Origin of the sequence: Mesorhizobium sp. M0185 (genome assembly GCF_040322175.1) — a bacterium.
GTDB lineage: Bacteria > Pseudomonadota > Alphaproteobacteria > Rhizobiales > Rhizobiaceae > Mesorhizobium.
Map to the genome: position 1 here is coordinate 26,472 of NZ_JAMYSY010000002.1, position 25,089 is coordinate 51,560.

General features: G+C 61.7%; 28 protein-coding genes. 18 read left to right on the top strand and 10 right to left on the bottom strand.

Annotated elements, in window-relative coordinates:
• Positions 1-69: 69 nt before the first annotated feature.
• Positions 70-1,644, bottom strand: coding sequence for a trimethylamine methyltransferase family protein (locus tag NKJ20_RS01880; RefSeq protein WP_352452099.1), 1,575 nt, complete (start codon positions 1,642-1,644; stop codon positions 70-72).
• A gap of 308 nt (positions 1,645-1,952) precedes the next feature.
• On the opposite strand from NKJ20_RS01880, the gene NKJ20_RS01885 reads away from it, so the two are divergent.
• On the top strand, positions 1,953-2,651 hold the full coding sequence (locus tag NKJ20_RS01885; protein WP_023676506.1) for a cobalamin B12-binding domain-containing protein: 699 nt from the start codon (positions 1,953-1,955) through the stop codon (positions 2,649-2,651).
• A gap of 81 nt (positions 2,652-2,732) precedes the next feature.
• Here NKJ20_RS01885 and NKJ20_RS01890 read toward each other — a convergent pair whose 3' ends face one another.
• Positions 2,733-2,873 (bottom strand): entericidin A/B family lipoprotein, encoded by a 141-nt coding sequence (locus tag NKJ20_RS01890; protein ID WP_023676507.1) that lies wholly within the window; start codon positions 2,871-2,873, stop codon positions 2,733-2,735.
• Between the two features lie 64 nt (positions 2,874-2,937).
• On the opposite strand from NKJ20_RS01890, the gene NKJ20_RS01895 reads away from it, so the two are divergent.
• The gene (locus tag NKJ20_RS01895) at positions 2,938-3,567 is read left to right on the top strand and encodes a DUF1638 domain-containing protein (protein ID WP_352742275.1); all 630 of its coding nucleotides are present in this window, start codon (positions 2,938-2,940) and stop codon (positions 3,565-3,567) included.
• A gap of 8 nt (positions 3,568-3,575) precedes the next feature.
• Here NKJ20_RS01895 and NKJ20_RS01900 read toward each other — a convergent pair whose 3' ends face one another.
• Positions 3,576-4,502, bottom strand: coding sequence for an NAD-dependent epimerase/dehydratase family protein (locus NKJ20_RS01900; protein WP_352742276.1), 927 nt, complete (start codon positions 4,500-4,502; stop codon positions 3,576-3,578).
• Between the two features lie 121 nt (positions 4,503-4,623).
• On the opposite strand from NKJ20_RS01900, the gene NKJ20_RS01905 reads away from it, so the two are divergent.
• The 10 genes from NKJ20_RS01905 to NKJ20_RS01950 all read left to right on the top strand — a co-directional run bounded on the left by NKJ20_RS01905 (position 4,624) and on the right by NKJ20_RS01950 (position 14,117).
• Positions 4,624-5,199: a DUF4893 domain-containing protein gene (locus NKJ20_RS01905; protein ID WP_352742278.1), complete on the top strand. Its 576-nt coding sequence runs from the start codon at positions 4,624-4,626 to the stop codon at positions 5,197-5,199.
• 79 nt (positions 5,200-5,278) lie between these two features.
• Positions 5,279-6,061: a formyl transferase gene (locus tag NKJ20_RS01910; protein WP_352452103.1), complete on the top strand. Its 783-nt coding sequence runs from the start codon at positions 5,279-5,281 to the stop codon at positions 6,059-6,061.
• A 43-nt stretch (positions 6,062-6,104) separates the two neighbouring features.
• A complete protein-coding gene (locus tag NKJ20_RS01915) occupies positions 6,105-7,016 on the top strand; it encodes a fatty acid desaturase (RefSeq protein ID WP_352707865.1) in 912 nt (303 codons plus the stop codon).
• Positions 7,017-7,251: 235 nt separating this feature from the next.
• The gene (locus NKJ20_RS01920; RefSeq protein WP_352452105.1) at positions 7,252-7,554 is read left to right on the top strand and encodes a virulence factor; all 303 of its coding nucleotides are present in this window, start codon (positions 7,252-7,254) and stop codon (positions 7,552-7,554) included.
• Positions 7,547-8,170: a methylenetetrahydrofolate reductase C-terminal domain-containing protein gene (locus tag NKJ20_RS01925; protein ID WP_352707864.1), complete on the top strand. Its 624-nt coding sequence runs from the start codon at positions 7,547-7,549 to the stop codon at positions 8,168-8,170. The genes NKJ20_RS01920 and NKJ20_RS01925 overlap by 8 nt, the downstream gene beginning before the upstream one ends.
• Positions 8,167-9,258 (top strand): methylenetetrahydrofolate reductase, encoded by a 1,092-nt coding sequence (locus NKJ20_RS01930; protein WP_023676515.1) that lies wholly within the window; start codon positions 8,167-8,169, stop codon positions 9,256-9,258. Before NKJ20_RS01925 ends, NKJ20_RS01930 begins: the two co-directional genes overlap by 4 nt.
• Before the next feature lie 80 nt (positions 9,259-9,338).
• Positions 9,339-10,313, top strand: a complete 975-nt coding sequence (locus tag NKJ20_RS01935) for a methyltetrahydrofolate cobalamin methyltransferase (protein WP_023676516.1) — start codon at positions 9,339-9,341, stop codon at positions 10,311-10,313.
• A gap of 113 nt (positions 10,314-10,426) precedes the next feature.
• Positions 10,427-12,496, top strand: coding sequence for an ASKHA domain-containing protein (locus NKJ20_RS01940; RefSeq protein WP_023676517.1), 2,070 nt, complete (start codon positions 10,427-10,429; stop codon positions 12,494-12,496).
• Positions 12,497-12,682: 186 nt separating this feature from the next.
• Positions 12,683-12,865: a hypothetical protein gene (locus NKJ20_RS01945; protein ID WP_023676518.1), complete on the top strand. Its 183-nt coding sequence runs from the start codon at positions 12,683-12,685 to the stop codon at positions 12,863-12,865.
• Between the two features lie 268 nt (positions 12,866-13,133).
• A complete protein-coding gene (locus tag NKJ20_RS01950; protein ID WP_352742280.1) occupies positions 13,134-14,117 on the top strand; it encodes an alpha/beta hydrolase in 984 nt (327 codons plus the stop codon).
• 6 nt (positions 14,118-14,123) lie between these two features.
• Here NKJ20_RS01950 and NKJ20_RS01955 read toward each other — a convergent pair whose 3' ends face one another.
• Positions 14,124-15,023: a LysR substrate-binding domain-containing protein gene (locus tag NKJ20_RS01955; RefSeq protein WP_023676521.1), complete on the bottom strand. Its 900-nt coding sequence runs from the start codon at positions 15,021-15,023 to the stop codon at positions 14,124-14,126.
• 229 nt (positions 15,024-15,252) lie between these two features.
• On the opposite strand from NKJ20_RS01955, the gene NKJ20_RS01960 reads away from it, so the two are divergent.
• The 6 genes from NKJ20_RS01960 (at position 15,253) to NKJ20_RS01985 (ending at position 17,877) form a co-directional block, all read left to right on the top strand.
• Positions 15,253-15,438: a hypothetical protein gene (locus tag NKJ20_RS01960; RefSeq protein ID WP_352452109.1), complete on the top strand. Its 186-nt coding sequence runs from the start codon at positions 15,253-15,255 to the stop codon at positions 15,436-15,438.
• A gap of 335 nt (positions 15,439-15,773) precedes the next feature.
• A complete protein-coding gene (locus tag NKJ20_RS01965; protein ID WP_013894968.1) occupies positions 15,774-15,908 on the top strand; it encodes a hypothetical protein in 135 nt (44 codons plus the stop codon).
• Positions 15,909-16,258: 350 nt separating this feature from the next.
• Entirely contained in the window at positions 16,259-17,197 is a 939-nt protein-coding gene (locus NKJ20_RS01970; protein WP_348625928.1) for a GlxA family transcriptional regulator, read from the top strand.
• Between the two features lie 34 nt (positions 17,198-17,231).
• The gene (locus NKJ20_RS01975) at positions 17,232-17,390 is read left to right on the top strand and encodes a type II toxin -antitoxin system TacA 1-like antitoxin (RefSeq protein WP_352742282.1); all 159 of its coding nucleotides are present in this window, start codon (positions 17,232-17,234) and stop codon (positions 17,388-17,390) included.
• Positions 17,387-17,545, top strand: a complete 159-nt coding sequence (locus NKJ20_RS01980) for a hypothetical protein (RefSeq protein WP_352742283.1) — start codon at positions 17,387-17,389, stop codon at positions 17,543-17,545. Before NKJ20_RS01975 ends, NKJ20_RS01980 begins: the two co-directional genes overlap by 4 nt.
• Positions 17,542-17,877, top strand: coding sequence for a GNAT family N-acetyltransferase (locus NKJ20_RS01985; RefSeq protein ID WP_352742285.1), 336 nt, complete (start codon positions 17,542-17,544; stop codon positions 17,875-17,877). Before NKJ20_RS01980 ends, NKJ20_RS01985 begins: the two co-directional genes overlap by 4 nt.
• Positions 17,878-17,903: 26 nt before the next feature.
• On the opposite strand, the gene NKJ20_RS01990 is transcribed toward NKJ20_RS01985, so the two are convergent.
• From NKJ20_RS01990 to NKJ20_RS02015, 6 genes are all read right to left on the bottom strand, one after another.
• Positions 17,904-18,686, bottom strand: a complete 783-nt coding sequence (locus NKJ20_RS01990; protein WP_352742287.1) for an ABC transporter ATP-binding protein — start codon at positions 18,684-18,686, stop codon at positions 17,904-17,906.
• A complete protein-coding gene (locus tag NKJ20_RS01995) occupies positions 18,683-19,459 on the bottom strand; it encodes an ABC transporter permease (protein ID WP_352742289.1) in 777 nt (258 codons plus the stop codon). The genes NKJ20_RS01990 and NKJ20_RS01995 overlap by 4 nt, the downstream gene beginning before the upstream one ends.
• Positions 19,460-19,529: 70 nt before the next feature.
• Positions 19,530-20,480, bottom strand: coding sequence for an ABC transporter substrate-binding protein (locus tag NKJ20_RS02000; protein WP_352742290.1), 951 nt, complete (start codon positions 20,478-20,480; stop codon positions 19,530-19,532).
• Between the two features lie 114 nt (positions 20,481-20,594).
• A complete protein-coding gene (locus tag NKJ20_RS02005; protein WP_352454623.1) occupies positions 20,595-21,443 on the bottom strand; it encodes a DUF1194 domain-containing protein in 849 nt (282 codons plus the stop codon).
• 100 nt (positions 21,444-21,543) lie between these two features.
• A complete protein-coding gene (locus tag NKJ20_RS02010; protein ID WP_352742292.1) occupies positions 21,544-22,368 on the bottom strand; it encodes a site-2 protease family protein in 825 nt (274 codons plus the stop codon).
• Between the two features lie 146 nt (positions 22,369-22,514).
• A complete protein-coding gene (locus tag NKJ20_RS02015) occupies positions 22,515-25,076 on the bottom strand; it encodes a GcvT family protein (RefSeq protein ID WP_352742294.1) in 2,562 nt (853 codons plus the stop codon).
• Between the last annotated feature and the right edge of the window lie 13 nt (positions 25,077-25,089).

The window sequence follows — 25,089 nt, forward strand, 5'->3', positions numbered from 1 at the left end:
GAAGGCACTCCGCCAGACTTCCTTGTGGATGATGTTGGCGACTTTAGCCCCGCCTGATTCGGGCTCCTTTCAGGTGAAGGCGTCGGCCATCGACGCCTTCTTCCTGGCAATGAAGTCCTTCAGCCCGTCGTCGATACCCTGATCGAGATGCGGCGCCTCGTAGCTTTCCAGCCAGCGGCGGGCGAGCTCGTTGGCGCGCTGCGGCGCGGTTTTTTCGCCTTCCGCCAGCCATTGCTCGTAAGAATTGTTGTCGGCAATGTTGGAACGGTAGAACGCGGTCTGGAAATTGGCCTGGGTGTGGTCGCAGCCGAGATAGTGGCTGCCCGGGCCGACCTGGCGGATGGCATCCATCGCCTGGCCGTTTTCCGACAGGTCGACACCCTCGGAGAACTTCTGCGTCATGCCGAGCTGGTCGATGTCCATCATGAACTTTTCGTAGCAGGAGGCGAGACCGCCCTCGAGCCAGCCGGCCGAATGCAGCACGAAGTTGGTGCCGGCGAGGATCGTCGAGTTCAGCGTGTTGGCGCTCTCGTAGGCGGCCTGCGCATCGGGGATTTTTGAAGCACAGAGCGAACCGCCGGTGCGAAACGGCAGGCCGAGCCGACGGGCAAGCTGTGCGGCGCCATACGAGACCAGCGACGGCTCCGGCGTGCCGAAGGTCGGCGCGCCCGACTGCATCGAGATCGACGAGGCGAAGGTGCCGAACAGCACCGGCGCACCCGGCCGGATCAGCTGCGTGAACGACGCGCCGGCCAGCACTTCGGCCAAAACCTGCGTCAGTGTACCGGCGACCGTCACCGGGCTCATCGCACCGGCAAGGATGAACGGCGTGACGATGCAGGCTTGGTTGTGGCGCGAATAGACCTTCAGCGCTCCCAGCATGGTCTCGTCGAAAACCATCGGCGAGTTGGCGTTGATCAGGCTGGTCAGCACCGTGTTGTTCTCGACGAAATCGTCACCGAACACGATCTTGGCCATTGCCACCGTATCTTCAGCGCGCTCGGGCGCGGTCACCGAGCCCATGAACGGCTTGTCTGAATATTTGATATGGCTGTAGACCATGTCGAGATGGCGCTTGTTGACCGGCACGTCGACCGGCTCGCAAACCGTGCCGCCGGAATGGTGGATCGACGGCGCCATATAGGCGAGTTTCACGAAATTCCGGAAATCCTCGATCGTTGCATAGCGCCTGACGCCGTCGAGATCGCGCACGAAGGGCGGTCCATAGACCGGCGCGAACACTGTCGCGTTGCCGCCGATCTGCACCGAGCGCTCGCCGTTGCGGGCGTGCTGGGTATAGACGGACGGAGCGGTCTTCAACAGCGAGCGGCAGAGGCCCTTGGGGAAATGCACCCGCTCGCCCTTGACGTCGGCGCCCGCCTCTTTCCAAAGCTGCAGCGCCTCGGCGTCGTCGCGGAAGATGATGCCGATCTCCTCCAGCACGGTGTCGGTGTTCTTTTCGATCAGCGCCAGCCCTTCCTCGTCCAGCACTTCATAGACGTTGATCTTGCGCTTGATATAGGTGAGCTGTGTGCCGGGGCCGCCGCCCGAACGCGCAGCCCGTCGGGCTGCGGCGCCACCGCTGGCAGCGCGCCCGCGCCGTGCGTTTGACGCTTCCTGATCGACCGGCGCGTTCTCACTCATAATCGTTCTTCCCTGGCTTTCGTTCTGGCCTGATTTACTCCGGCCTGGCTCTTGCACCGGCCTGAAATCCGTTTGCGGCCGCATATTGCGGTCTCTGGCCGGATCGTAGCCATGCACCCTATTCGAAACGGCCCGCCAGCGCCAACGCCTGTCGCAAAATCGACAAGAATTCCAAGAGATTTACGGTCGCTTTCGTTTTGCGGGAAGTCGCAAATCAGCTATGGACAACCGGCCCGTGCGGGTTAGGTATTGACGCGATATTTTTAAGCTGCCGCAACAGTTGTAGCCGGCAAGGAGCCTGAGAAAAAATGGCCGACGACGAGATCATCCTTTCGGAACTCTCCGACGACGAGTTGGTGCAGCAGATGCACGACGATCTTTATGACGGGTTGAAGGAAGAAATCGAGGAAGGCACCAATATCCTTCTCGAGCGCGGCTGGGCGCCTTACAAGGTGTTAACCGAGGCTCTGGTCGAGGGCATGCGCATCGTCGGCGAGGACTTCCGCGACGGCATCCTGTTCGTTCCCGAAGTGCTGCTGTCGGCCAACGCGATGAAGGCCGGCATGTTCATCCTGCGTCCGCTGCTTGTCGCCACCGGCGCGCCGAAGCAGGGCAAGATGGTGATCGGCACCGTCAAGGGCGACATCCATGACATCGGCAAGAATCTGGTCGGCATGATGATGGAAGGCGCCGGCTTCGATGTCATCGACCTGGGCATCAACAATGCGGTCGAAAAATATCTCGATGCCATCGAAAAGCACCAGCCCGACATCATCGGCATGTCGGCGCTGCTGACGACGACCATGCCTTACATGAAAGTCGTCATCGATACGATGAAGGAAAAGGGCATTCGCGATGACTATGTCGTGCTGGTCGGCGGCGCACCGCTCAACGAGGAATTCGGCAAAGCCGTCGGCGCCGACGCCTATTGCCGCGACGCCGCGGTGGCGGTCGAGACCGCCAAGGACTTCATGAAGCGCAAGCACAACGTCCGCGCTTCGGCCTGAGCCAATAAGTCCGGCACCAACGAGAAAAGCCGCGCCTTGCAGTGCGGCTTTTTTATTCCCAAATGTTTAGAGCCGTGCGGATCAGGGTTTCTTGACGGTATCGTCAACAGCCTTCGCAGTGGATTTGATATCCTTACCGACGCCGCGCACCGTGTTGGCGCAGGCCGAAACAGCCAAGGCGCAGGCGAGAATAGCGATTGGCGCGACGCGGAACAATTTCATGAATGGTGTCTCCCTCAGGACATAAATTCGCTGGACAGCAACGAAGATGGATTAGACTGGTTCCATGGCTACCGCGCGAAAACAACAATCCGATCAAGGCGACAGGCTGCTCGTCATCGCCTGCGGGATGATTGCGCGCGAAGTTTTGGCGGTCAAGGAGCAGCTCGGGCTCGACCATCTCGACCTGACCTGCCTGCCGGCGGAGTTCCATTTCTATCCGGACCGCATCGCGCCGGCCATGGACAAGGCTATCGAGAAGGCCAAGACCGACGGCTACAGCCACATATTCGTCGGCTATGCCGATTGCGGCACGGGTGGCTTGCTCGATCGGATCTGCGAGAAGCATGGCGTCGAGCGCATGGCCGGGCCGCATTGCTTTGCTTTCTACCAGGGCATGGATGCCTATGCGAAGGTCGCCGATGACGACATGATGTCGTTCTACATGACCGATTTCCTCTGCCGGCAATTCGATGCCTTCTTCATGAAGCCGCTCGGTCTGGACAAGCACCCGGAGCTGATCAAGGACTATTTCGGCAACTACGAGAAGCTGATCTATATCGCTCAGACCGACGACCCGGAACTCGACAAGGTCGCCGAAAAGGCGGCGAAAATGCTCGGCCTCGCCTATGAGCGGCGCTCGACCGGCTATGGTGACCTGACGAAGGAACTGGCCAGCGCTGCAATCCTGGCTTGACGATATTTCTAGGCAAAGCGTTCTTCAGCTTCAAGCCCGGCGAGCACATCTGCAAAGCTCGTCTTGCAGACGAAACCCAGCCGGTCCCTAGCCCGCGACGCATCATAGACCCGGTCGATCGACGAAAACATCGTCCAGCCTTTCTTCGTGTAGAGTGCCGGATAATCCGGAAAATAGCGCGCGACGACCGACGGCGCGTCGGCGATCAAGGCCGCGCAATCTTCGGGCTGGAAAGGCGTCGGTGCCGAGATGATGAAAGTCTCGAAGCCCAATTGCGGCCCTTTCTCCAGGGCAGCGATGTGGGCGTCGGCTGCGTCCTCCACCGTCAGCCGGCGGAACAACAGCTCATTGGCCTTGGTGTTGGCATCCGACTGTTCGATCACGTGCGCCATGTCGTCCGCCTCGGGAAAAAACCGGGCGGTGCGCAACACGATCACCGGCAGGCCGAACTGCAAATGATAGAGCCGGCAGAGCTGTTCGGCTGAAAGCTTGGTGACGCCGTAGATGTTGCGCGGTTCAGGCGACATGTCTTCCGTCAGCCATGCCGCCTTGCGCGCCCCGCCGGTGAAGCCGGTGGTGCGTATGGACTCGGAAATCATCAGCGATGTCGTCGACGTAAACACGAAGCGCTGAACGCCAAAAGCTGCTGCCGCATCGAGCAGGTTGAGCGTGCCGCGCACATTCGTCTCGACGAAATCCTCGTTGCGATGACGTTCGATGTCAGGCTTGTGCAGCGCGCCGCTATGGATGATGGCCTCGATGCGGTTCTCCTCGACCGCCCTCATGACCAGGTCGCGATCGGCGACAGAGCCGACGATTCGCGTTTCCGAGGATGGGACGGGATCGAGGCCGGTGACGTCATGACCAAGAGCCCGCAGCCGCGGCGCCAAGGCGCTGCCCAGCCAACCGGACGATCCCGTCAGCAAGATCCGCATTCTTTCCACCTCGTTTCTGCTGTCGATGCTCAGCCACGGATGACAGAACGCGGCGAAACATTAAGGTATGCGCCAGACAAGAAAACAGCCTGCTCCAGCCATCAAAAGGGAAACGCCACCGATGATCGCTCGCCTCATGTTTGCCGCAGCAACTGTCCTCTGCTTGACGATGCCCGCGTTCGCCGATGGCGAGGTGCAGAAGCTGATAACGGCTGCCGACAAGGCGCGGCTCAACAAATATGGCGAGACGCGCAAGGCAGCGCTTGACGAGGCGAAGGCCGGCGATCCCGCCGAGGTCAAGCAGCTCGACGCCTTGCTGGCAAAGCCGCTGGTTCCCTTCTCTGACAAGGACCTGACCGGCAAATGGCAATGCCGCACCATCAAGGCCGGCGGATTGGGCCCGCTCGTCATCTATGGCTGGTTCAAATGCAAGGTGAGCGACGACGGTTCCGGCTGGAGACTGGAAAAGATCACCGGCTCGCAGCGCACCAAGGGCCGCTTCTTCGACGATGGCGAGAAACGCGCGATCTATCTCGGTTCCTTCCACGTCAACGACGATCCGGCAAAGCCCTACGGCAGCGGGCCGGAAAGCGATCAGGTCGGCTATGCCTTCCGCAACAGCGCCAGTGAATGGCGCATCGAGTTCCGGGCGCCCTATTACGAATCGAAGCTCGATATCCTCGAATTCAAGCGCTGAGCCCCGATCACCAGGGGTTAACCCGGTCAGCCTAGCATTCGCGCGCAAAGAACAGGTTCTTTGCGGGGGGTCGCAGAGCATGGCACTGTCGAAAACAAACCAACGGCCGATCGTCGTCGTCACCGAAGGCGGCCCGCATATCTGGGCGATCGTCAACGCCCTCGCCGATCAACTCGGCCCGGTCAGCGTCATCCTCGAAGCTCCTGAATCCAAAAAGCAATTGCTTCTCGCGCGGGCGCGGCGGCAAGGCTGGACCTCGGCCATCGGTCAACTCGGCACGATGGTGCTGACGCGCCTCGGCAAGCGCTTCTTCGCCGGCCACGCAGCACGGCTTGCCGCCGGGCAGAAGCTGCAAACCGAACCGAAGCCTGGGCAAAAGATCATTTATGTCTCGTCGGCCAACGCGCCGGAGTGCCTGCAGGCGATTGCGGAAATCCAGCCGGGTGTGGTGCTGCTCGCCGGCTGCCGCTTGCTGTCGCTGCAGACGCTGGCGAAAATCCCTTGCCCGGTCCTCAACTACCATGCCGGCATCGCCCCGAAATATCGTGGCATGAACGGCGGCTACTGGGCGCTGGCTTCAGGCGATGCGGAGAACTTCGGCACCACCGTGCATCTGGTCGACGCCGGCGTCGATACTGGCGGCGTGCTGCGGCAGACGCGTGGCAAACCGCAGCCGGGCGACACAATTTCAAGCTACGCGTTGCGGCAGGCGGCCTTCTCGCGCGACATCTGCGTCGAAGCGGTCAGGGATGCGCTGGCTGGCAAGGTCGGCACGGTGGATCCTGGCCTGCCTTCGAAACAATGGTATCATCCGACGGTATGGTTTTATCTCTGGACGGGGATAAGGAACGGCGTCTGGTGACGCGCCGATTTACCGGACAGCCACCCGCCACTAACATTGCATCATGAGCGACATCGACCACCGCACCATCATTGCCGGCCTTTCGGTCGAGGACCGTCGCGACCTCACCGCCAGGCTTGACCGGCCAGGCATTGTCCGGCTGGCGGTCCATGCCGGGCTGGTTATCCTGCTGGGCGCGCTGATCGCCGCCCGCATCCCGTTCTGGCCGCTGCTCGTCTTGCCGCAGGGAGTCCTGATCGTCTTCTTCTTCACGCCGTTGCACGAGACCATCCATGAAACCGCGTTCAGGACGGCGTGGCTCAATCGCGCTGTTGCTGCCGTGGCCGGCTTCCTGATCCTGCTGCCGCCGGCATGGTTCCGCTATTTCCATTTCGCCCATCACCGCCACACGCACGACCGGAGAAACGACCCCGAACTGATGGCGCCGAAGCCGGAGACCGTCAGCCAATATCTGCGCTATCTGTCCGGCAGCCCCTATTGGATCGCCATGGGCCGCGTGATCGTAACCAATGCGGCTGGCCGCAATCGCGACGGCTTCGTGCCGGAAAAGGGCCGCGGCAAGGTGGTTGCCGAAGCACGGCTGTTCCTGATCGGCTATGCGGCATTGCTGGCCGCATCGCTCGCCGCGCAGTCGGCGCTGCTGTTGTGGGTCTGGATCGTGCCGGTGCTGGTCGGACAGCCGTTTTTGCGTGCCTACCTGCTGGCCGAGCACGCGTTGTGCCCGCATGTCGCCAACATGCTCGAGAACACCCGCACCACCTTCACCACAAGGCTGGTGCGCTTCGTGGCTTGGAACATGCCGTACCATTCCGAGCACCATTCCTATCCGGCCGTTCCCTTCCACCGCCTGCCGCGCTTCCATGACATCGTCGCGGAGCATTTGCGCACGACCGAACGAGGTTACGTGCGCTTCCACAGGAAGCTGGTCGGCAGCTACGATGGCCGCGCCGGCTGACCAGTGCTGGAAGAAACTCCGCTTTCAACCGCGGCCGTCGATTGCGTCGCTTTTGAAGGCCCCCGCGTCGTCCCATAACAAGCAGCCCAACAGCGCTTCCGGCAATGCTCGAAACCACTGCATTGGCCAAAAGATCGGAATCGATCTTCGGAGAGCACGATGCAGCGGAGTTAAATGGTAGAGCATCGTTTGTGCGTCCGATTGGACGCACGGCGCTCTGCAGGAGCAGGAAATTATGGCCGATCTGATCGTCGTCTACTGGCGCGACATCCCCGCCCAGGTCATCGTCAAGAAGGGCCGGCAGAACGCCAAGCGCGAACTGCCGCTGCGCTTCACCGAGGCGATCGACATGTGCGCCATGCGCACCGGCGCTGGCGGCACCGACGACTATCTTGCCGAATGGCGCAAGGCAGAACCCCTCCCGGTCAGTGACGATCTTGAAGCCGAGGCCGAGAAGGCTCTTCAGGAACTTGATGCGAAATACGACCGTGAGCGGCTGGTCGCTCTGGTCAAGGCGGGGGGCAAAGAAAATGTCTGATCCCCAATCAATGCCGGCGACGACGGCTCGAGCCGGCGTAACCCAGGCGACCATCGTCAAGAAGGCGGCGCCGAAATCCGACTACAAGCCGGCCGACGTGTCGCCACAGCGGCGTGTGCAGCGCTCTTTCGCGGTGCGCCTTTGGTCTGTGCGGCATTCGCGGCTGCTCGAATGGTTCTACGGCAAATTCGCCGACATGTTCCTGCTCCTCCATCCGCTGTGGAAGGGCATCGGCTACAGCCGTGTCGAAGGGCCCGTGAAATTCGTCGAAAAGCGCGTCAAGGGCTTCATGTTCGACTGCCGCATGTGCGGCCAGTGCATTCTTTCCTCGACCGGCATGTCGTGCCCGATGAACTGCCCCAAGCAATTGCGCAACGGCCCTTGCGGCGGTGTCCGCGCCAACGGCAATTGCGAGGTCGAGCCTGATATGCCTTGCGTCTGGGTCAAAGCTTGGGAAGGCTCGCAGAACATGGCGCATGGCGACAAGATTTTTGACGTGCAGAAGCCGGTGGATCAGTCCTTGCGCGAAACCTCCGCCTGGCTGCGGGTCACCGCGCAGGCCGCGGCCGCCCGCAATGCGGCCCGGAATACTACGAAGACCGGAGCGTCGGCATGATCGGCCGTCAGCCAGACGAGAATCCGGCCGGCATCCATTTGCCGCTCGATCCCCTGCCCGGCCACACCTCGCGCGGCCGGCTGGAACGCGTCCTAAGGCGCGGCGAGTTCGCAGTGACGACCGAGCTCAATCCGCCTGACAGCGCCGATCCGGAAGACGTCTACAACCGCGCCAGGATTTTCGACGGTTGGGTCGACGCCATCAATGCCGTCGACGCTTCCGGCGCCAACTGCCACATGTCGTCGGTCGGCATCTGCGCGCTGCTGACCCGCATGGGCTATGCCCCGATCATGCAGATCGCCTGCCGCGACCGGAACCGCATCGCCATCCAGGGCGACGTGCTTGGGGGTGCTGCGATGGGCGTCGCCAACATGCTCTGCCTGACCGGCGATGGCGTGCAGGCCGGCGACCAGCCCGGCGCCAAGCCGGTGTTCGATCTCGACTGCATGTCGCTGCTCGAAACCTGCCGCGTTATGCGCGATAACGGCAAATTCCTGTCCGGCCGAAAACTCACGACGCCGCCGCAGCTTTTCCTTGGCGCGGCCATCAACCCGTTCGCGCCGCCGATCGATTTCCGGCCCTATCGGCTGGGCAAGAAGATCGCCGCCGGGGCACAATTCGTGCAGAGCCAGTACTGCTTCGACGTACCGATGTTCCGCACCTACATGCAGAAGGTCCGCGATCTCGGCTATACCGAGAAATGTTTCATCCTGTGCGGCGTCGGGCCGCTGGCCTCGGCCAAGACGGCCAAATGGATCCGCTCCAACGTACCGGGCATTCACATTCCCGATCAGATCGTCAAGCGCCTGGAAGGCGCCCAGGATCAGAAGAAGGAAGGCAAGCAGCTCTGCATCGACATCATCAATGAGGTGAAGGAAATTCCCGGTGTATCCGGCGTCCATGTGATGGCCTACCGCCAGGAAGAATACGTCGCCGAGATCGTCGACGAATCCGGCGTGCTGAAGGGTCGCCGGCCGTGGAAACGCGAAATCCGTCGCGACGACCAGCTCGTTGCCGACCGGCTCGACCACATACTGCATGACGACCTCACCGAAACCCAGGTCGACATGGTCAAGACCGCGCATTGACAGCGCGAATCGTCAGCATTCGCTTGATCAGAAACAGATAACGATATAAAGAACTCTTTATATCACGATGGAGAGATTTCATGACCCGCACCATCGTCGCCTCGGCGACACGAGAAATCATCATCGGCTTCGATCAGCCCTTCTGCGTGATCGGCGAGCGCATCAACCCGACCGGCCGTAAGAAACTGGCCGCCGAAATGATCGCCGGCAATTTTGAGACCGTCATCAAGGATGCGCTGGAGCAGGCCGCCTGTGGGGCGACCATGCTCGACGTCAATGCCGGCGTCACTGCAGTCGATCCCAACGCCACCGAGCCGGCGCTGCTGGTGCAGACGCTGGAGATCGTGCAAGGCCTGGTCGACCTGCCGTTGTCGATCGACTCCTCCGTGACTGCGGCAATCGAAGCGGCGCTGAAGGTCGCCAAGGGCCGGCCGCTGGTCAATTCCGTCACCGGCGAGGAGGAAAAGCTCGAAGCCATCCTGCCGTTGATCAAGAAATACAACGTTCCCGTCGTCGCCATTTCCAACGACGAGACCGGTATTTCGATGGACCCCGATGTGCGCTTCGCCGTCGCCAAGAAGATCGTTCAGCGCTGTGCCGACTTCGGCATTCCGGCGCATGATGTGGTCGTCGACCCGCTGGTCATGCCGATCGGCGCGCTGGGCGATGCCGGCCGCCAGGTATTTGCCCTGCTACGCCGGCTGCGCGAGGAGCTCAAGGTCAACACCACCTGCGGCCTCTCCAACATCTCGTTCGGCCTGCCGCACCGTCATGGCATCAACGCCGCCTTCATCCCGATGGTGATCGGCGCCGGCATGACCTCGGCGATCATGAACCCGGTGCGGCCGCAGGAAATGGAAGCGGTGCGCGGCGCCAACGTGCTGAACGGCACCGACGAGAACTGCACCAACTGGATCAGGACCTACAAGGACTACAAGCCTGCTGAAGGCGGCCAGGCCGTTGCCGCCCGGACGCAGGTCAACGCGCCGGGCGATGGCAATGGCAATGGCGGACGCAGGCGCGGCGGCCGCGAAGCGCGTATGGCCCGGGGTTGAGCCAGGTCTTGGCCGACACGATATGGGGCACAGGACTTGGGAGGAACCGAGACACAGCGGCATCGCTGCCGTGGCCAAGACCCGAGCTGCGTAGAAAGTAAAGTCTGGAACGTATGAACTCTCCCGTCAACATCACCGATCCGCTCGTGCTGTTCATGCCGTCGGGCAAGCGCGGGCGGTTTCCGGTCGGCACGCCGGTTCTGGATGCAGCGCGCCAGCTCGGTGTCTATGTCGAGAGCGTGTGCGGCGGGCGCGCCACTTGCGGGCGTTGCCAGATCGAGGTGCAGGAAGGCAATTTCGCCAAGCACAAGATCGTTTCCTCCAACGATCACCTCTCGCCCAAGGGTGCCAAGGAAGAGCGCTACGAGCGCGTACGCGGCCTGCCCGAGCGCCGCCGGCTGTCCTGCTCGGCGCAAATTCTCGGCGATCTCGTCGTTGACGTGCCGCAGGACACCGTCATCAACGCGCAGACCATCCGCAAGGACGCCGACACCAGGGTCATCGCACGAGATGCGGCAATCCGCATGTGCTATGTCGAGATCGAAGAACCCGACATGCACAAGCCGCTCGGCGACCTCGACCGTCTGAAGATCGCGCTGATGAAGGACTGGGGCCTCAAGAGCCTCGATTTCGATTTCCATCTGTTGCCGCAGGTGCAAGGCATTTTGCGCAAAGGCAACTGGACCGCGACCGCCGCCATCCACAAGGACACCGACAGCGAGACCGCACGGGTCATCGCTTTGTGGCCTGGCCTCAAGAACGAGGCGTACGGACTTGCTTGCGATATCGGCTCGACCACGATCGCCATGCATCTGGTGTCGTTGCTGTCGGGCCGCGTCGCCGCCTCGTCGGGCACATCCAATCCACAGATCCGCTTCGGCGAGGATCTGATGAGCCGTGTCTCGTACGTGATGATGAACCCGGACGGCCGCGAAGGCATGACGGTCGCCGTGCGCGAGGCCATTTCGGGGCTTGTGGACAAAGTCTGCACCGAAGGCAACGTCCAACGCAACGACATCCTGGATTCCGTGTTCGTCGGCAATCCGATCATGCACCATCTGTTCCTCGGCATCGATCCGACCGAGCTCGGCGGCGCCCCCTTCGCGCTAGCCGTCTCCGGCGCCGTGCACATCAAGGCATCGGATATCGGTTTGAAGCTCAACCAGGGCGCCAGGCTCTATATGCTTCCTTGCATTGCCGGCCATGTCGGCGCGGACGCTGCCGCAGTGACGCTGTCGGAAGGGCCGCACCGCCAGGACGAGATGATGCTGATCGTCGATGTCGGCACCAATGCCGAGATCGTGCTCGGCAATCGCCAGCGGGTCGTGGCGGCCTCATCGCCAACTGGCCCGGCCTTCGAAGGTGCGGAAATCTCCGGTGGCCAGCGCGCCGCACCGGGTGCCATCGAGCGCGTCCGCATCGATCCTGAAACGCTGGAACCGAAATACCGCGTCATCGGCTCGGAACTCTGGTCCGACGAGCCGGGCTTCCTCGACAGCGTGCAGGCGACCGGCGTCACCGGTATTTGCGGCTCCGGCATCATCGAGGTGGTCGCCGAGATGTATCTCGCCGGCATCATCTCCGAGGACGGCGTCGTCGATGGATCGCTGAGCGGCCACTCGCCTCGCGTCGTCGCCAATGGCCGCACCTTCTCCTATGTGCTGAAGGAAGGCGAGCCCAAGATCACCATCACCCAGACTGATGTGCGCGCTATCCAGCTTGCCAAGGCCGCCCTTTATGCCGGCACCAAGCTTTTGATGGAAAAGCAGCACACCGATCATGTCGACCGCATCCACTTCGCCGGCGCATTCGGCTCGTTCATCGACCCGAAATACGCAATGGTACTGGGCCTGATTCCGGATTGCGACCTCGACAAGGTCTCGGCCGTTGGCAATGCGGCCGGCGCCGGCGCCCGCATGGCGCTGTTGAACCGTGGCTATCGCCGCGAGATCGAGGAAACCGTTAGCAAGATCGAGAAGATCGAGACGGCGCTGGAGCCGAAATTCCAGGAACATTTCGTTTATGCCATGGCGCTCCCGAACAAGATCGACCCGTTTCCCAAGCTGTCGGCGGCGGTGAAACTGCCGCCGCGCAAGACGGTGAGCGAAGACGGCATTGCCGGCGACGCTGCCCCGCGGCGGCGTTCGCGCGAAGGCCACGCCGCGCGGCGCGGGCGGGGATGACTCGCCTCCGCTAGGCTGTCAGACCTTCCATTTTCATTTGTATGCAAATGTTTCCAGATCGCGCCGATCTGGAAACGAAATCGCGTTTTCGTGAAATTCGCCAGATACATAGGCGGAGCATTTAACCGGCATCGAACGGCAGGCGGAAACAGTTTTCGGCCACCGCAACGCTCCAAGGAGATCAAGATGTCGATGTTCGAAAGCCTCGGCCGCTATGGTGCGGCCTTCAAGAAAACACGCGAAGCGCGCAAGTCGCTGCGCATCCTCAACAGCTTGCCGCCTGAGATCCAAAAGGACATTGGCTGGCCGGTGTCGCCGCGTTCGAGCGAAAGGCAGCTTTCGGTCGGATGGGGCATGCAGCGCGGATGAAATTCATCGACAAATGCAAGCTGCTCGGTATTCGCCGGAGCCGCAATGCGGCTCCGGCTGCACCCAGCAATTGGCTGCGCGCCGCGTTGCTGCCGCGGCGTTGAGCTGCGCCGGTAGGCCAGAGACTTCATGGCCGGACGTTTTGTCGACAGCTGGGATCAAACGACCGTGTTGAGATTGCATCAATCTTGACTTTTTTGGTGGCGACACAATCTTCGAAATAGTCGGGGGTTCTCTTAGTCGGCTCAGCCGAAGTCCGTGTATCTGCATGCCCAGTCTCAAAAGCCACGTCGTGTCGTTCGTCCTCAGGTACAGCCGCAAGAAGGCGTTTTCTAGCCCCGAGAACCTGCAGCGCTGGATCGCCTATGCGCGCAAGACGGAAAACCATCAGCCGCCTGCGTCGCTGCGGTCACGCCTGGAGATCACAACCCGCACGATCAACGGCTTTCCCGTCTACGAGATCGCTCCCCAGGCTGGTGAGCGGAGGCGGATTCTCTACCTGCACGGCGGCGCTTATGTCTTTGAAATCACACCCTATCATTGGCGGCTGATCGCCGACATGGCCGACCGCCTCGGGTTCGGTATCACCGTGCCGATCTATCCCATTGCTCCCGAACACGATTTTCACGCCATGTTCGGCATGGTCGGCGCCGTCTACCGCCAGATGTTCGGCGAAACCAGCGCGACTGATATCATCTTCATGGGCGATTCCGCCGGCGGAAACATGGCCGTCGTGCTGACGATGATGGCTGCGCAAAATGGCCTGCCCTTGCCATCACGCCACGTGCTGATTTCGCCCGGTCTCGACGTGTCGCTCGCCAACCCAGAAATGTATGAGGCCGAACGCAACGATCCGTGGCTGGGCATTGCCGGCGGCCGCGAGGCGATCCGACTTTACAGCGCCGGCATAGATCCCACCGACTGGCGCATCAGCCCGGTTTACGGCGACCTGTCGGTGCTGCCCAAAACGCTGCTGCTGACCGGTTCACGCGATCTGCTCACCCCCGACAATCTGATCTTCGCGGAAAAGGCACGCGCGGCCGGCGTCGAAATTGAGGTCGTCCACGAGCAAGGCATGTTCCATGTCTGGCCGTTGATCGACATGCCGGAGGCGCGACGCGCGCGGGACAGCATAGTGGCCTTCTTGACCAACAAAACTGACAGTTATCATGCCAAGGCAGGAGAGTTGTCGCTGCAAAGGGCAGACCGCGACGGAACCCCTCGCGATCTGGTTGCGCCGCTCAGGTCGTAGTTTGGCTCAGAACTTCCCAGTTTCCCTGAACATCTCAAACGTCGCGCGGATATGGTCGGCGACTGCCTTCACCGGCGCGCTGGCGTCCGGCGTCACCACCATGGCGAGGTTGTAGGTGCCGATGTCAGGCATGCCGTCCTTCGGGCACAGCTCGACCATGTCGCTGCCGAGGAAGGATTTCGGCAGCGGCGCCACCGCAAGATCCGCCATGATCGCGGCGCGCTGGCCGGCCGTGTGCGCGCTCATATAGGCGATACGGTAGTTGCGGCCCTCGCGGCCAAGCGCCTCCAATGCCCCTGCCCGCCAGGCACAGCCCTCTTCCCACAATGAGACCGGCAGCGGCTCGCGCAGATGCGCGCAACCGCCCTTGGCACCGGCCCAGACGATCGGCTCTGTGAGCAGAACTTCGGCGCCGATCGCGCTGGTCTTGTAGGAGTTGGTGAGCAGCGTGATATCGAGCGCCCGGTCGTCCATGCGCCGGCGCAGATTGACGCTCTGGTCGATGGTGACGTCGACCGCGATCGATGGATGCGACTGTGCGAACCGCTTCAGCACATGCGGCAGCACACGTTCGCCGTAATCGTCCGGCGAGCCGAGCCGCACCACCCCGACAATGTCTGGAATGATGAACTTCGACACCACCTCGCGATTGATCGACAGCAGCCGGCGCGCATAGCCGAGCAGCATCTCGCCATCGGTGGTCAGCGTCACCGAACGGGCGTCGCGCGCGAACACCGAGCGGCCGAGAATGTCCTCCAGCTTCTTGATCTGCATGGAGACGGCCGACGGCGTGCGGAAGACCGCATTGGCCGCAGTGGTGAAGCTACCGGTCTCGGCGATTGCGACGAAAGTGCGCAGAACATCGAGATCGAGCAGCGGCAGCGGATGATTGAGTGGGGCGTTCATGGCAAGCGACCTTCAATTTTTCTGATGCAAACCATCATTCCATTTCGTTTGATTGAACATCAGTTTGGGAGGATAGTCAACTCCATCGAAGGCAGGACGCATCGAAGTGGTCCCGAAACAACTATGACACGGACCTGCAATCGACACGAAATGAAGCTGAAACAAACCCGGTGTACCGCCTGACGCTGCAAGTGCCGGGACAACCCGGCCCAATGCGAAGGAGAATGAGATGTCTATCCTGTCATCCATCGGTCGGATCGCGACCGAATTCAGCGAGGCCCGTGCCCGCTACCAGACGGAACGCGCCATCCGCGCGCTGCCGATTGAACTGCAGAAGGATATCGGCTGGCCTGAAGCTGCCGATGCCAAGGCCGGCACTCGCCATGGTGTGGGATCCTGGGCTGGAGCAAAGTAAACCGTGTGTATCAACAGCTGAAGGCCTGCCGCGCAGATCAGCCCGGTAGGCCTTTTTGTTTGTACTCCAACAATTTTCCCGAGCCATGTCGCCGTCGCATGCCGCATATGAGCAAGTCGCATAGCAGCCCGCACTGGCAATCAACACATTGTAAATAATCGAAAATCCTGGGCAGAATGCCCAAATTTGTCGCATTCCGTGTCGCTTTTCATATCAAGTGCTTCGCTTTTGCGATTTAGTTTCCCCTCACGTAAGCCTATATCATCATCAACAAACGAGCTGCCCCACTCCATCAAGCGAAGGCGACCCGTCTGAGCAACCGAATGGAGATGATCATGAAGCTTTTTGCCCGCCTCTTTGCCCGTCGCGAAATGAACCTGACGACCGCGCTCGAGCGCCAGCGCCTGGCCAACACCATGCCTGGCCAGACCGGTGCCATGGCTGCCGCGCGCCTCGGCTTCGTCGCCTGAGACGCGGCAATCCCGGCGGAAGCAGCCTAGCGCTGCTTCGAAGTCGATCCAGCGCCGCTTCGGTTTTGCCGAGGCGGCGTTTTCGTGTGCGCAGACTGCGTAGGCTCGTTTGCTCGATCCGGCGGCATATCGCGTCCTTCGCCGCATAGCGATTGCCCATTTGCGACCCGTGTCGCAAATAAAGTCGCTCCGTTGCCATCTAGCCAATTGACAGGAAACGTCTTTCCTGATGTCGCTATGCTAATCGCGACATCCTGTTCGCGCCATTGCAGCGTGAGGATCTACCCGTGAACGTCGTAAAGCACCCGATCCGGCGATCGTTCGTATTCTTCCTGGTCCCCGATTTCACCATGATCGCCTTCGCGACGGCGCTCGATCCGTTGCGTTCGGCCAACCGCATGCTCGGCTATGAAGCCTATCGCTGGCGGCTCGCCAGCATCGACGGCAAGCCGGTGCGCGCCTCGAACGGCGTCGAATGCGCCGTCAACACCTCGCTGGAGGAAGAGCGCAAGAAAATGTCCGGACCGGACCGGCCGAACATGGCCATCGTCTGCAGCGGCATCAATGTCGAGCGCTACCAGAACAAATCGGCCTTTGCCTGGTTGCGCGAGGAGTACAATCGCGGCGTTGCCGTCGGCGGCCTGTGCACCGGCGCGCATATCCTGGCCGCCGCAGGCCTGCTGTCCAACAAGCGCTGCGCCATCCATTGGGAGAACCTGCCGGGCTTTTCCGAGGCGTTCCCCAAGGCCAATGTCTTCGCCGACCTCTTCGAGATCGACCAGAACATCTACACCTGCGCCGGCGGCACCGCCGCGCTCGACATGATGCTGAAGCTGATCGGCGACGATTTCGACGAAAGCCTCGTCAACCGCGTCTGCGAGCAGGTGCTGACTGATCGCGTGCGCAGCCCGACCGACCGCCAGCGCCTGCCGCTGCGCGCCCGCCTTGGCGTGCAGAATTCCAAGGTTCTGACCATTATCGAGCTGATGGAAGCCAATCTCTCCGAGCCGCTCTCGCTGATCGAGGTCGCTGACCATGTCGACCTGTCGCGCCGGCAGATTGAGCGCCTGTTCCGCACCGAGATGGGGCGCTCCCCTGCCCGTTACTATCTGGAGATCCGCCTCGACCGCGCCCGGCACCTGCTGATCCAGTCGTCGTTGCCGGTGGTCGAAGTGGCGGTCGCCTGCGGCTTTGTTTCCGCCTCGCATTTCTCCAAATGCTATCGCGAGTTGTACGCCCGCTCGCCGCAACAGGAACGCGTCGACCGCAAGCAGCTTCTGGCGGCTTGATCCAGCACGTTTCGCGCGCGCGGCCGAAATTGTCATGACATTGTCTGGCGAATGTGACCGGCGCAGCTTTCATCTCGACGCCGAAAAATGGGTCGCGTTCATGGCAGCGCTCGACGCGCCAACGCGTGATCTTCCCCGCCTCAAGCGCCTATTGAACGAACCAAGTATCTTTTCCGGTCGCGATCCGGCGTGAGCGAATTCCAGATCGAGAAACTGGCCCGCAAGCATTTGGTGGACATGTTCGACTGCGGTGAAGAACCGCTCAATCGCTTTCTCGTACGCTATGCATTCCAAAACGAGCAAGCCAATGCTTCGCAGACCTACATTGTCTCTCTGGCGAAGATGTGATCGGCTTTTATACCCTGGTCGTTGGTGAAATTAAATACGAGGGTGCGCCCGAGCGATCGACGAAAGGTCTCGCACGCCATGCGGTGCCTGTAATGCTGCTGGCGCGTCTTGCGGTCGGTCTGGACTGGCAAGGCAAAGGCGTCGGCGGCGGACTGTTGCGCGATGCCGTCCTGCGCAGTTTGCAGGCGGCCGATATTGCAGGTATCCGCGCGGTCGTCGTCCACGCCAAGAACGACGGCGCCCGCACGTTTTACGAGCGCTACGGATTCGCGCAATCGCCGACGGACCCGCTGCATCTTTACGTGCTTATCAAGGACTTACGAAGTCTCTGAGCCGTTCAGGCGCGTTGCTGACCCGACTATATCTGCGCCGTGCGCATCGCCTCGACGCGGATATCTTCCGTCAGCCGCGCCTTCAGTGCCGAAAACTCCGGGCTGGTCTTCAGCGTGTAGTGGCGCGGATGGGGCAGGTCGACGGCAACGTCCGATTTGATGCGGCCCGGCCGTGCCGTCATCACGACCACACGCGACGCCATGAAGATCGCCTCCTCTATGTCGTGGGTGACGAACAGCACCGTTTTTTGCCGGCGCTCCCAGATGCCGAGAAGCAGTTCCTGCATCAGCCCGCGGGTCTGGTTGTCGAGCGCGCCGAACGGCTCGTCGAGCAGCAGGATCTCCGGATCGTTGGCCAGTGCCCGGGCAATCGCGGTGCGCTGCTGCATGCCGCCGGAAAGCTGCTTCGGCCAATGGTTTTCAAAACCTCTCAGCCCGACGAGATCGACGTAAGAAGCGACGATTTCGCTGCGCTCGTGCTCGGCCATTCCACGTTCGCGCAGGCCGAAGGCGATGTTCTCGGCGACCGTCAGCCACGGAAACAGCGTATAGGACTGGAAAACCATGCCGCGGTCTGGACCGGGCCGGTCCACCACCCTGCCGTCGAGCAGAACACGTCCCCCACTCGGCGCTTCGAGGCCGGCGACGATCCTGAGCAGCGTCGACTTTCCACAGCCGGATGGCCCCAGGATGGTTATGAAGTCGTTGGCGGCGACCACCAGATCGATCGGCATCAGCGCCTTGACCGGTTGCCCACCGCCGACACCGGCGAAGGTGCGCGAGACGCCTTCGATGAGCAGCTTGCTCACGCCAGGCTCCATGGAAACAGCCAACGGTTGAGCGCCTTGAAGGCGAAATCGGACAACAGCCCGATCAGGCCGATGACGATGATGCCGAAGATGATCTGCCCTGTCGCCAGCCGCGACTGGCTGTTGATGATCATGTAGCCGATGCCCGACGACGAGCCGATCAGCTCGGCGACGATGACATAGGTCCAGGCCCAGCCGAGCACCAGCCGCAGGGTCTCGGCAATCTCCGGCGCATTGGCCGGCATGATCACGCGCCGCACGATGCCGTTGTCGGACGAGCCAAGCGTGTAGGCCGCCTGGACCAGGTCGCGCCGTGTGCCGCCGACCTTGACTGCGATGATCAGGATGATCTGGAACACCGAGCCGACGAAGATCACCAGCAGTTTTTCGAGCTCGCCAACGCCCGCCCACAGGATGAGCAGCGGGATGAAGGCCGATGCCGGCAGATAGCGGGCGAAGGAGACGAACGGCTCCAGGAACGCCTCCACTGGCTTCCAGGCACCCATCACGATGCCGAGCGGCACGGCAACGATGGCCGCCATCAGGAACCCGCCGAAGACGCGCCAGATGGTGATAAGGATGTCGAGCCAGAAGCGGTCCTCGACCAGCAGCCGCCAGCCGTCTCCCACCATCGACAGCGGATCGGCAAGGAAAATGCGATTGACGTGGCCGCCAAGCGTGATCCACGCCCAGAACGCCACGAACAGCACGAAGAACGAAATGCCGAGCACGGTTCGAATGCCCGGCGAGACCGGATGCAAGGGGCGCGGCATCTTCGACCGTCCTCGATCTGAATGAAAAAGCGGCGGCGCACGCGCCGCCGCCGGGCGACAATCCTGGCGGTTAGTCGGCGACGGCGCTGGTGTCGGCCAACGTCGAGACGTCAGGCGCTTCCTTGATCAAACCCATCTGCAGCAGAAGCTCGCCGGCGGCCTTGGAAAAGTCCTGGAATTCCTTGGTGAAGAACTGCTTGTTTTCAGCCTTGTCGGCCCATTTCAGATATTTGGCCGACTCTTCGAATTCCTTGGCCGACTGCTTCACGTCGGCACCCATCGTCTCATAGGATTTCGCCGGATCGCTCTTGATCAGGTCGAGTGCCTCGAAATAGCTGTCGGCAAGCGCCTTGCCCGCATCCGGATTGGCCTTGAGGAACTCCGGCGTGCAGCCGACCGTATCGAGCACCATCGGATAGTCGAGAGTGGTGACAAGGATATGGCCCTGGTCGGACTTTTCGCGCACCGCCGAGATGAACGGCTCATAGGTGACCGCCGCATCGTTCTGGCCGGCGAGAAACGCCTGCGCCGCCGCATCCGGCTCCAGGTTGACGACCGTCACGTCCTTGGTCGACATGCCGTTCTTGTTGAGCACCCAGGCCAGCATGAAATAAGGCGAGGTGCCCGGCGCCGAAGACGCGACCGACTTACCTTTGAGATCGGCGACGGTCTTGATGTCGTTGCGAGCGACGATGCCGTCGGCGCCGTAGGATTTGTCGAGCTGGAATATCTGCTTGGTCGTCACGCCATTGGCGTTCCAGACCAGCCAGGTCTCGACCGTGGTGGCGGCGCATTGCAGGTCGCCGCTGGCGATGGCGAGCGGCCGGCTGGCTTGCGGCACCTTCTTCAAGGTGACGTCGAGGCCGTGCTTTTCGAAGATGCCGGCCTGCTTGGCGAGCGTCAGCGGCGCAAAGCCGGTCCATCCACTGATGCCGATGCTGACCGATGTGGCGGCCATCGCCGGCGCGGACAATCCGACGGCAAGCGTCAAGCTTGCGGCAAGAATTCCGATCCTGTTCATGTCGGTTCCCCTTTTATGCGTTCGGATGCAGAATTGTGTCACAGACGCCCGCAGGCTTGTCAATGAAGCAGATGCTGCACTGCGGTATGTCACCATCGACAGCAAACTCCGCCATCAGCGGCTGTCGTACATCCAGCTGCGGTCGCGCCACATTTTTTCGCCGACCAGGCAGTCGGTGACGGGGATGTCCTGTGCCAGCACCAATGGCGGATGCGCCGCCTCTTCCGCCGCTCGCTGCGGCGAGGCCGGACCGGCAAGCTCCAGCACCAGCTTGCGGCGGATGGCCTCCGGAAACTGCGTCCAGTCATTGACCGGGATCATGAAGGAGCCCGGCCCGCCGATGACGCAGTCGCTGTAGTAGCGGTCGAGATTGTTGACATCGTAAGCGCTGCTGAACCCGCCCCTGGTCATCAGCGGTAGGCCGTTGACGGTGATGCCTTGCTTGATCACGGCGTCGCGGGTGATATCGACAGGTGCGCCCTGGTTGTTGGGGCCGTCACCCGAAATGTCGATCACCCGCTTGACGCCCTGGAAGCCGCTTTCAGCAAAGAGATCGCTGGCGAATTCCAGCGCGCCGGAGATCGAGGTGCGCCTGGCACTGGCCGGCGGATGAGCGGAAAGCTGCGCTGCCAGCCGCTCGGCGTCGGCACGATTGGCGATCACCGTCCACGGCACGACGACCTGCTGCCAGGTCGCGCCAGCCCATTCGACATAGGTGACGGCAATCTTGCCATGAGCGCCTTCGCCGATTGCCTGCAGGACATCGTCATGCGTCAGCGCCGCCGCATAGCCATGACGCTGGATTTCGAGCTCGTCCGGCGACATGGACAGCGAAACGTCGACTGCCAGCACCAGTTCGACGTCGACCGGCTCGGCGGCGCGGGAGTTTGCAGTCAGCCATAGCACCGACGCCAGCGCGGCGGCACCCGAGACGAGATGTCTTGCACGGGCAAAACCAGACATGCCGCACGGTAAGCGAAAATCGCCGATCGACAAAGAGAAAAGCCCGGTGGAGAGCCGGGCTCATCCGGTCACATTCTTGCGAACCGCCGGAAAGCGAATTTCATTTGTAGATGCGGTGCCCGCCCCGTCCCCGCCACTCCACGGCCTTCTCGACATCCGTCTCGGAGGATGGTTCCGGCTTCGGTTTTCTAGCATCGACCCCGCGCGCTGCCCTCCAGTTCGGCTTGAATGACGGCGGAAGCCACAACAGAATACCTGCAACCGCGGCAGGCAAGATGATCGCAAAACGCAGAATTGAAAGTACGATGCCGCAGATGCCGACGATCTGCGCGGCCCGGCGGACGCCGAAGCGTCTCAGGAACAAATGTCTTGCAATCACGCCGCCATCCAGATCGTAGGCGGGCAGGATGTTGAGAATGATAAGTGACACGTTCAATAATGCGCCAATCCAAAGCGTCCATTCCAGAGGACCGGCCGACCTTGACGGCAGCCACCCGAATGGCCTTTCGGGCGCAACTGGGATGAGTTCTCCAAAAACCAGATAATAGGCCGCATCGAAAAACGCGGCGAGCGCGACGTTCGCCAGGGGACCCGCTATCGCAATCCGCGCCCAGGCAGGCGATGGCGCTGCGGCGCGTTTGAAACGCGTGAGCCCGCCGAAGAGATATAATTCTATCCTGTCGGTGGCGACGCCTTGTCGGCGTCCGATCCAGGCGTGTGCCAGTTCGTGCAGAAATATCGACGCAAACAGAAGCGCTGCAAAGATAGAGGTATGGATCAGTGCATCCTTGGGTCGGCTCGCCCACTCGTTCAGGAAGGGCAGCACAATGGGAATTGCGAAGGTCCAGCTGACGCGAACCGGGATATTCCGGTTCAGTTGAAACACAAGCGTATCGTTTTTTCTGTCCCAGCCGATCCGCCGCAAAGGCACCCCCTAATCGCAGCGCGACGGTAAGCGAGAATCATCGCTCCACAAAGCGAAAAGCCCGACGATGAATCGGGCTTCCGCATTCAGGGTCCTGCTGGCACTGCTCGGCTTGCCTGTGTGGAGAATCGTCAGGCAAGCAACGCTTAGCTGCGCGGATTGAGGTTCTCCGGGTCGTAGAGCGGCCTGTAGCCGACGGCGGCCACTTCGACCGGGTACTTCTCGCCGAAATATTCGACGCTCAGCTTGCGGCCCTCCTGGCAATACGCCCAGGGCAGGTAGGCGAGCGCGATGTTCTTGCCGAGGGTCGGACCATAGGCCACCGAGGTCGTGAAGGAGCGGCGGCCGAGCTCGTCGACGAGCGTCTCACCGGTTTGCGGGTCCATCACCGGCATCGTGCCGACCGGATAGCGGAGAACGCCATTGGAATCGGTATTGTCGGTCATGATAAGCGTGCAAAGCATGGCCGGCTGATGCGCCCGGGCGCGATATTCCAGATGCTTTGCCTTGCCACAGAAATCGGCCTCCTTGACTTTCGGACGGGCAAGGTCGGCTTCCAGCAGATTGTATTCGGTCAACAGGTCCGCATTCTGCAGACGCAGGCTCTTCTCCATGCGGCGGCTGTTGGCATAGGTCTCGACGCCAAAGGCCATCACGCCGGTCGACCGCAGCGCGTCCCAGACAGCCAGGCCGTCGTCGTAGCGCATGTGCAGTTCCCAGCCTTGCTCGCCGACATAGGAGATGCGGAAGGCGGTCACGTCCTTGCCGGCGATCCTGACGGGCTTGATCGCGGCAAAGGGAAAATTCTCAGGCGTCAGCCCGTCGGGGTTTTCCACGCACTTGCTCAATGTCGCCCGCGCGTTCGGACCCCAGATGCCGACGGTCACATATCTCTCGGTCACATCGGTGACGCTAACGTCGAAGCCTTTGTCCTCTGCCGTCCGGCGCATGTACTGGAAGTCGCGCGGCCCGGCATCGGCGCCGTCGATGACGCGGCAGCGGTCGGCCATGCGGATGACGGTCAGGTCGGCGCGCACCATGCCTTCCTCGTCGAGGAAATGGGTATAGATGCCCTTGCCGATATTGCCGTCACCGCCGATCTTTGCCGCGCACAGCCATTCCATCAGCGCGACATGGTCCGGGCCTTCCACGTCGTACATGGCGAAATGCGACAGATTGACAATGCCGCAATCCTCGCTCATCGCGAGATGCTCGGCGTTCGAGACGCGCCAGAAGTGGCGGTTATCCCATTCGTTTTGGCGCACCGGCACCCGGTTGCCGTATTTCTCGAGCAGATGCTCGTTGGCGGCGTAGCCATGGGCGCGCTCCCAGCCGCCGAGTTCCATGAAATAGCCGCCGAGTTCCTTCTCGCGCTCCCAGAAGGGCGAGCGGCGGACATTGCGAGCCTTGGAGAAGGGCTCGCGTGGATGGACCGCTGGGTTGTAGACCTTCATCGCGGTTTCGGTGCAGCGATCCCAGATGAACTGTTCTTTCGTCTGGTGCGGATAGAAACGCGAATAGTCGATGGCGTGGTGGTCGATCGCCGTGCGGCCGTCCGTCATCCAGTCGGCGATGAGCTTGCCCATGCCGGGGCCGTCCTTGACCCAGATCGCAACGGCATACCATAGGCCCCTGACCTTCTGGCTTTCGCCCATCGAGGGGCCGCCGTCCGCTGTCACCTGCAATAGGCCGTTGAAGGAATGGCTCTCATTGTAGCCCAGCTCGCCCAAGATCGGCGTCAGTTCCATGGCGCGCTCGAGCGGCGCCAGGATTTGTTCCATGTCGAGATCGCGTTGCGACGGCGAAAGCCGCGCCTCGTTTTTCTCGAGAATATCGCGCGGATGGCAGAGGCGCGGATTGGTCTCTTCGTAATAACCCCATTCGATCTGCCCGCCTTCGGCGGTCTTGGGGTCGCCGGTATCGCGCATGTAAGCCGAGTTGCCCTGGTCGCGCAGCAGCGGCCAGCCGATCTCCTTGCCGGTGCCGGCGAACTCGGTGTACGGCCCGAAGAAGGTAAGCGGATGGTCAATCGGCATGACCGGCAGGTCCTCGCCCGCCATTTCCGCGATTAGCCGTCCCCAGATGCCGGTGCAGACCACGACATAGTCGGCCTCGATGGTGCCGCGGTCGGTCACCACGCCCTTGATGCGGCCGTTCTCGATGACGAGCGACCTGGCCGACGTATTGGCAAACGCCCTGAGTTTGCCGGAAGCTTCCGCCTGGTCGACAAGCTTGCCGGCGACGGTCTGCGAGCGCGGGATGACGAGGCCGGCGTCGGGATCCCACAGGCCGCCCTGTACCATCTGTTCTTCGATCAGCGGGAATTTTTCCTTGATCTCGGCGGGATCGATCAGGCGGGCGCGTGTGCCGAAGGCCTTCGCCGAGGCGATCTTGCGCTTGATCTCCGCCATGCGGGCGTCGTCGCCGACGCGGGCGACCTCGAGGCCGCCGATGCGCGCGTAGTGACCCATTTTTTCGTAGAAATCGATGGAATAGAGCGTCGTCCAGCACGACAGGAAATCATGGCTGGTCGTGTAGCAGAAGTCGGAAGCGTGCGCCGTCGAGCCGATATCCGTCGGGATGCCCGATTTGTCGATGCCGACAATATCGTCCCATCCGCGCTCGATCAGGTGATGGGCGACCGATGCGCCGACGATGCCGCCCAGCCCGACGATGACGACCTTCGTCTTTTCCGGAAACCCTGCCATTGCCCGCGACTCC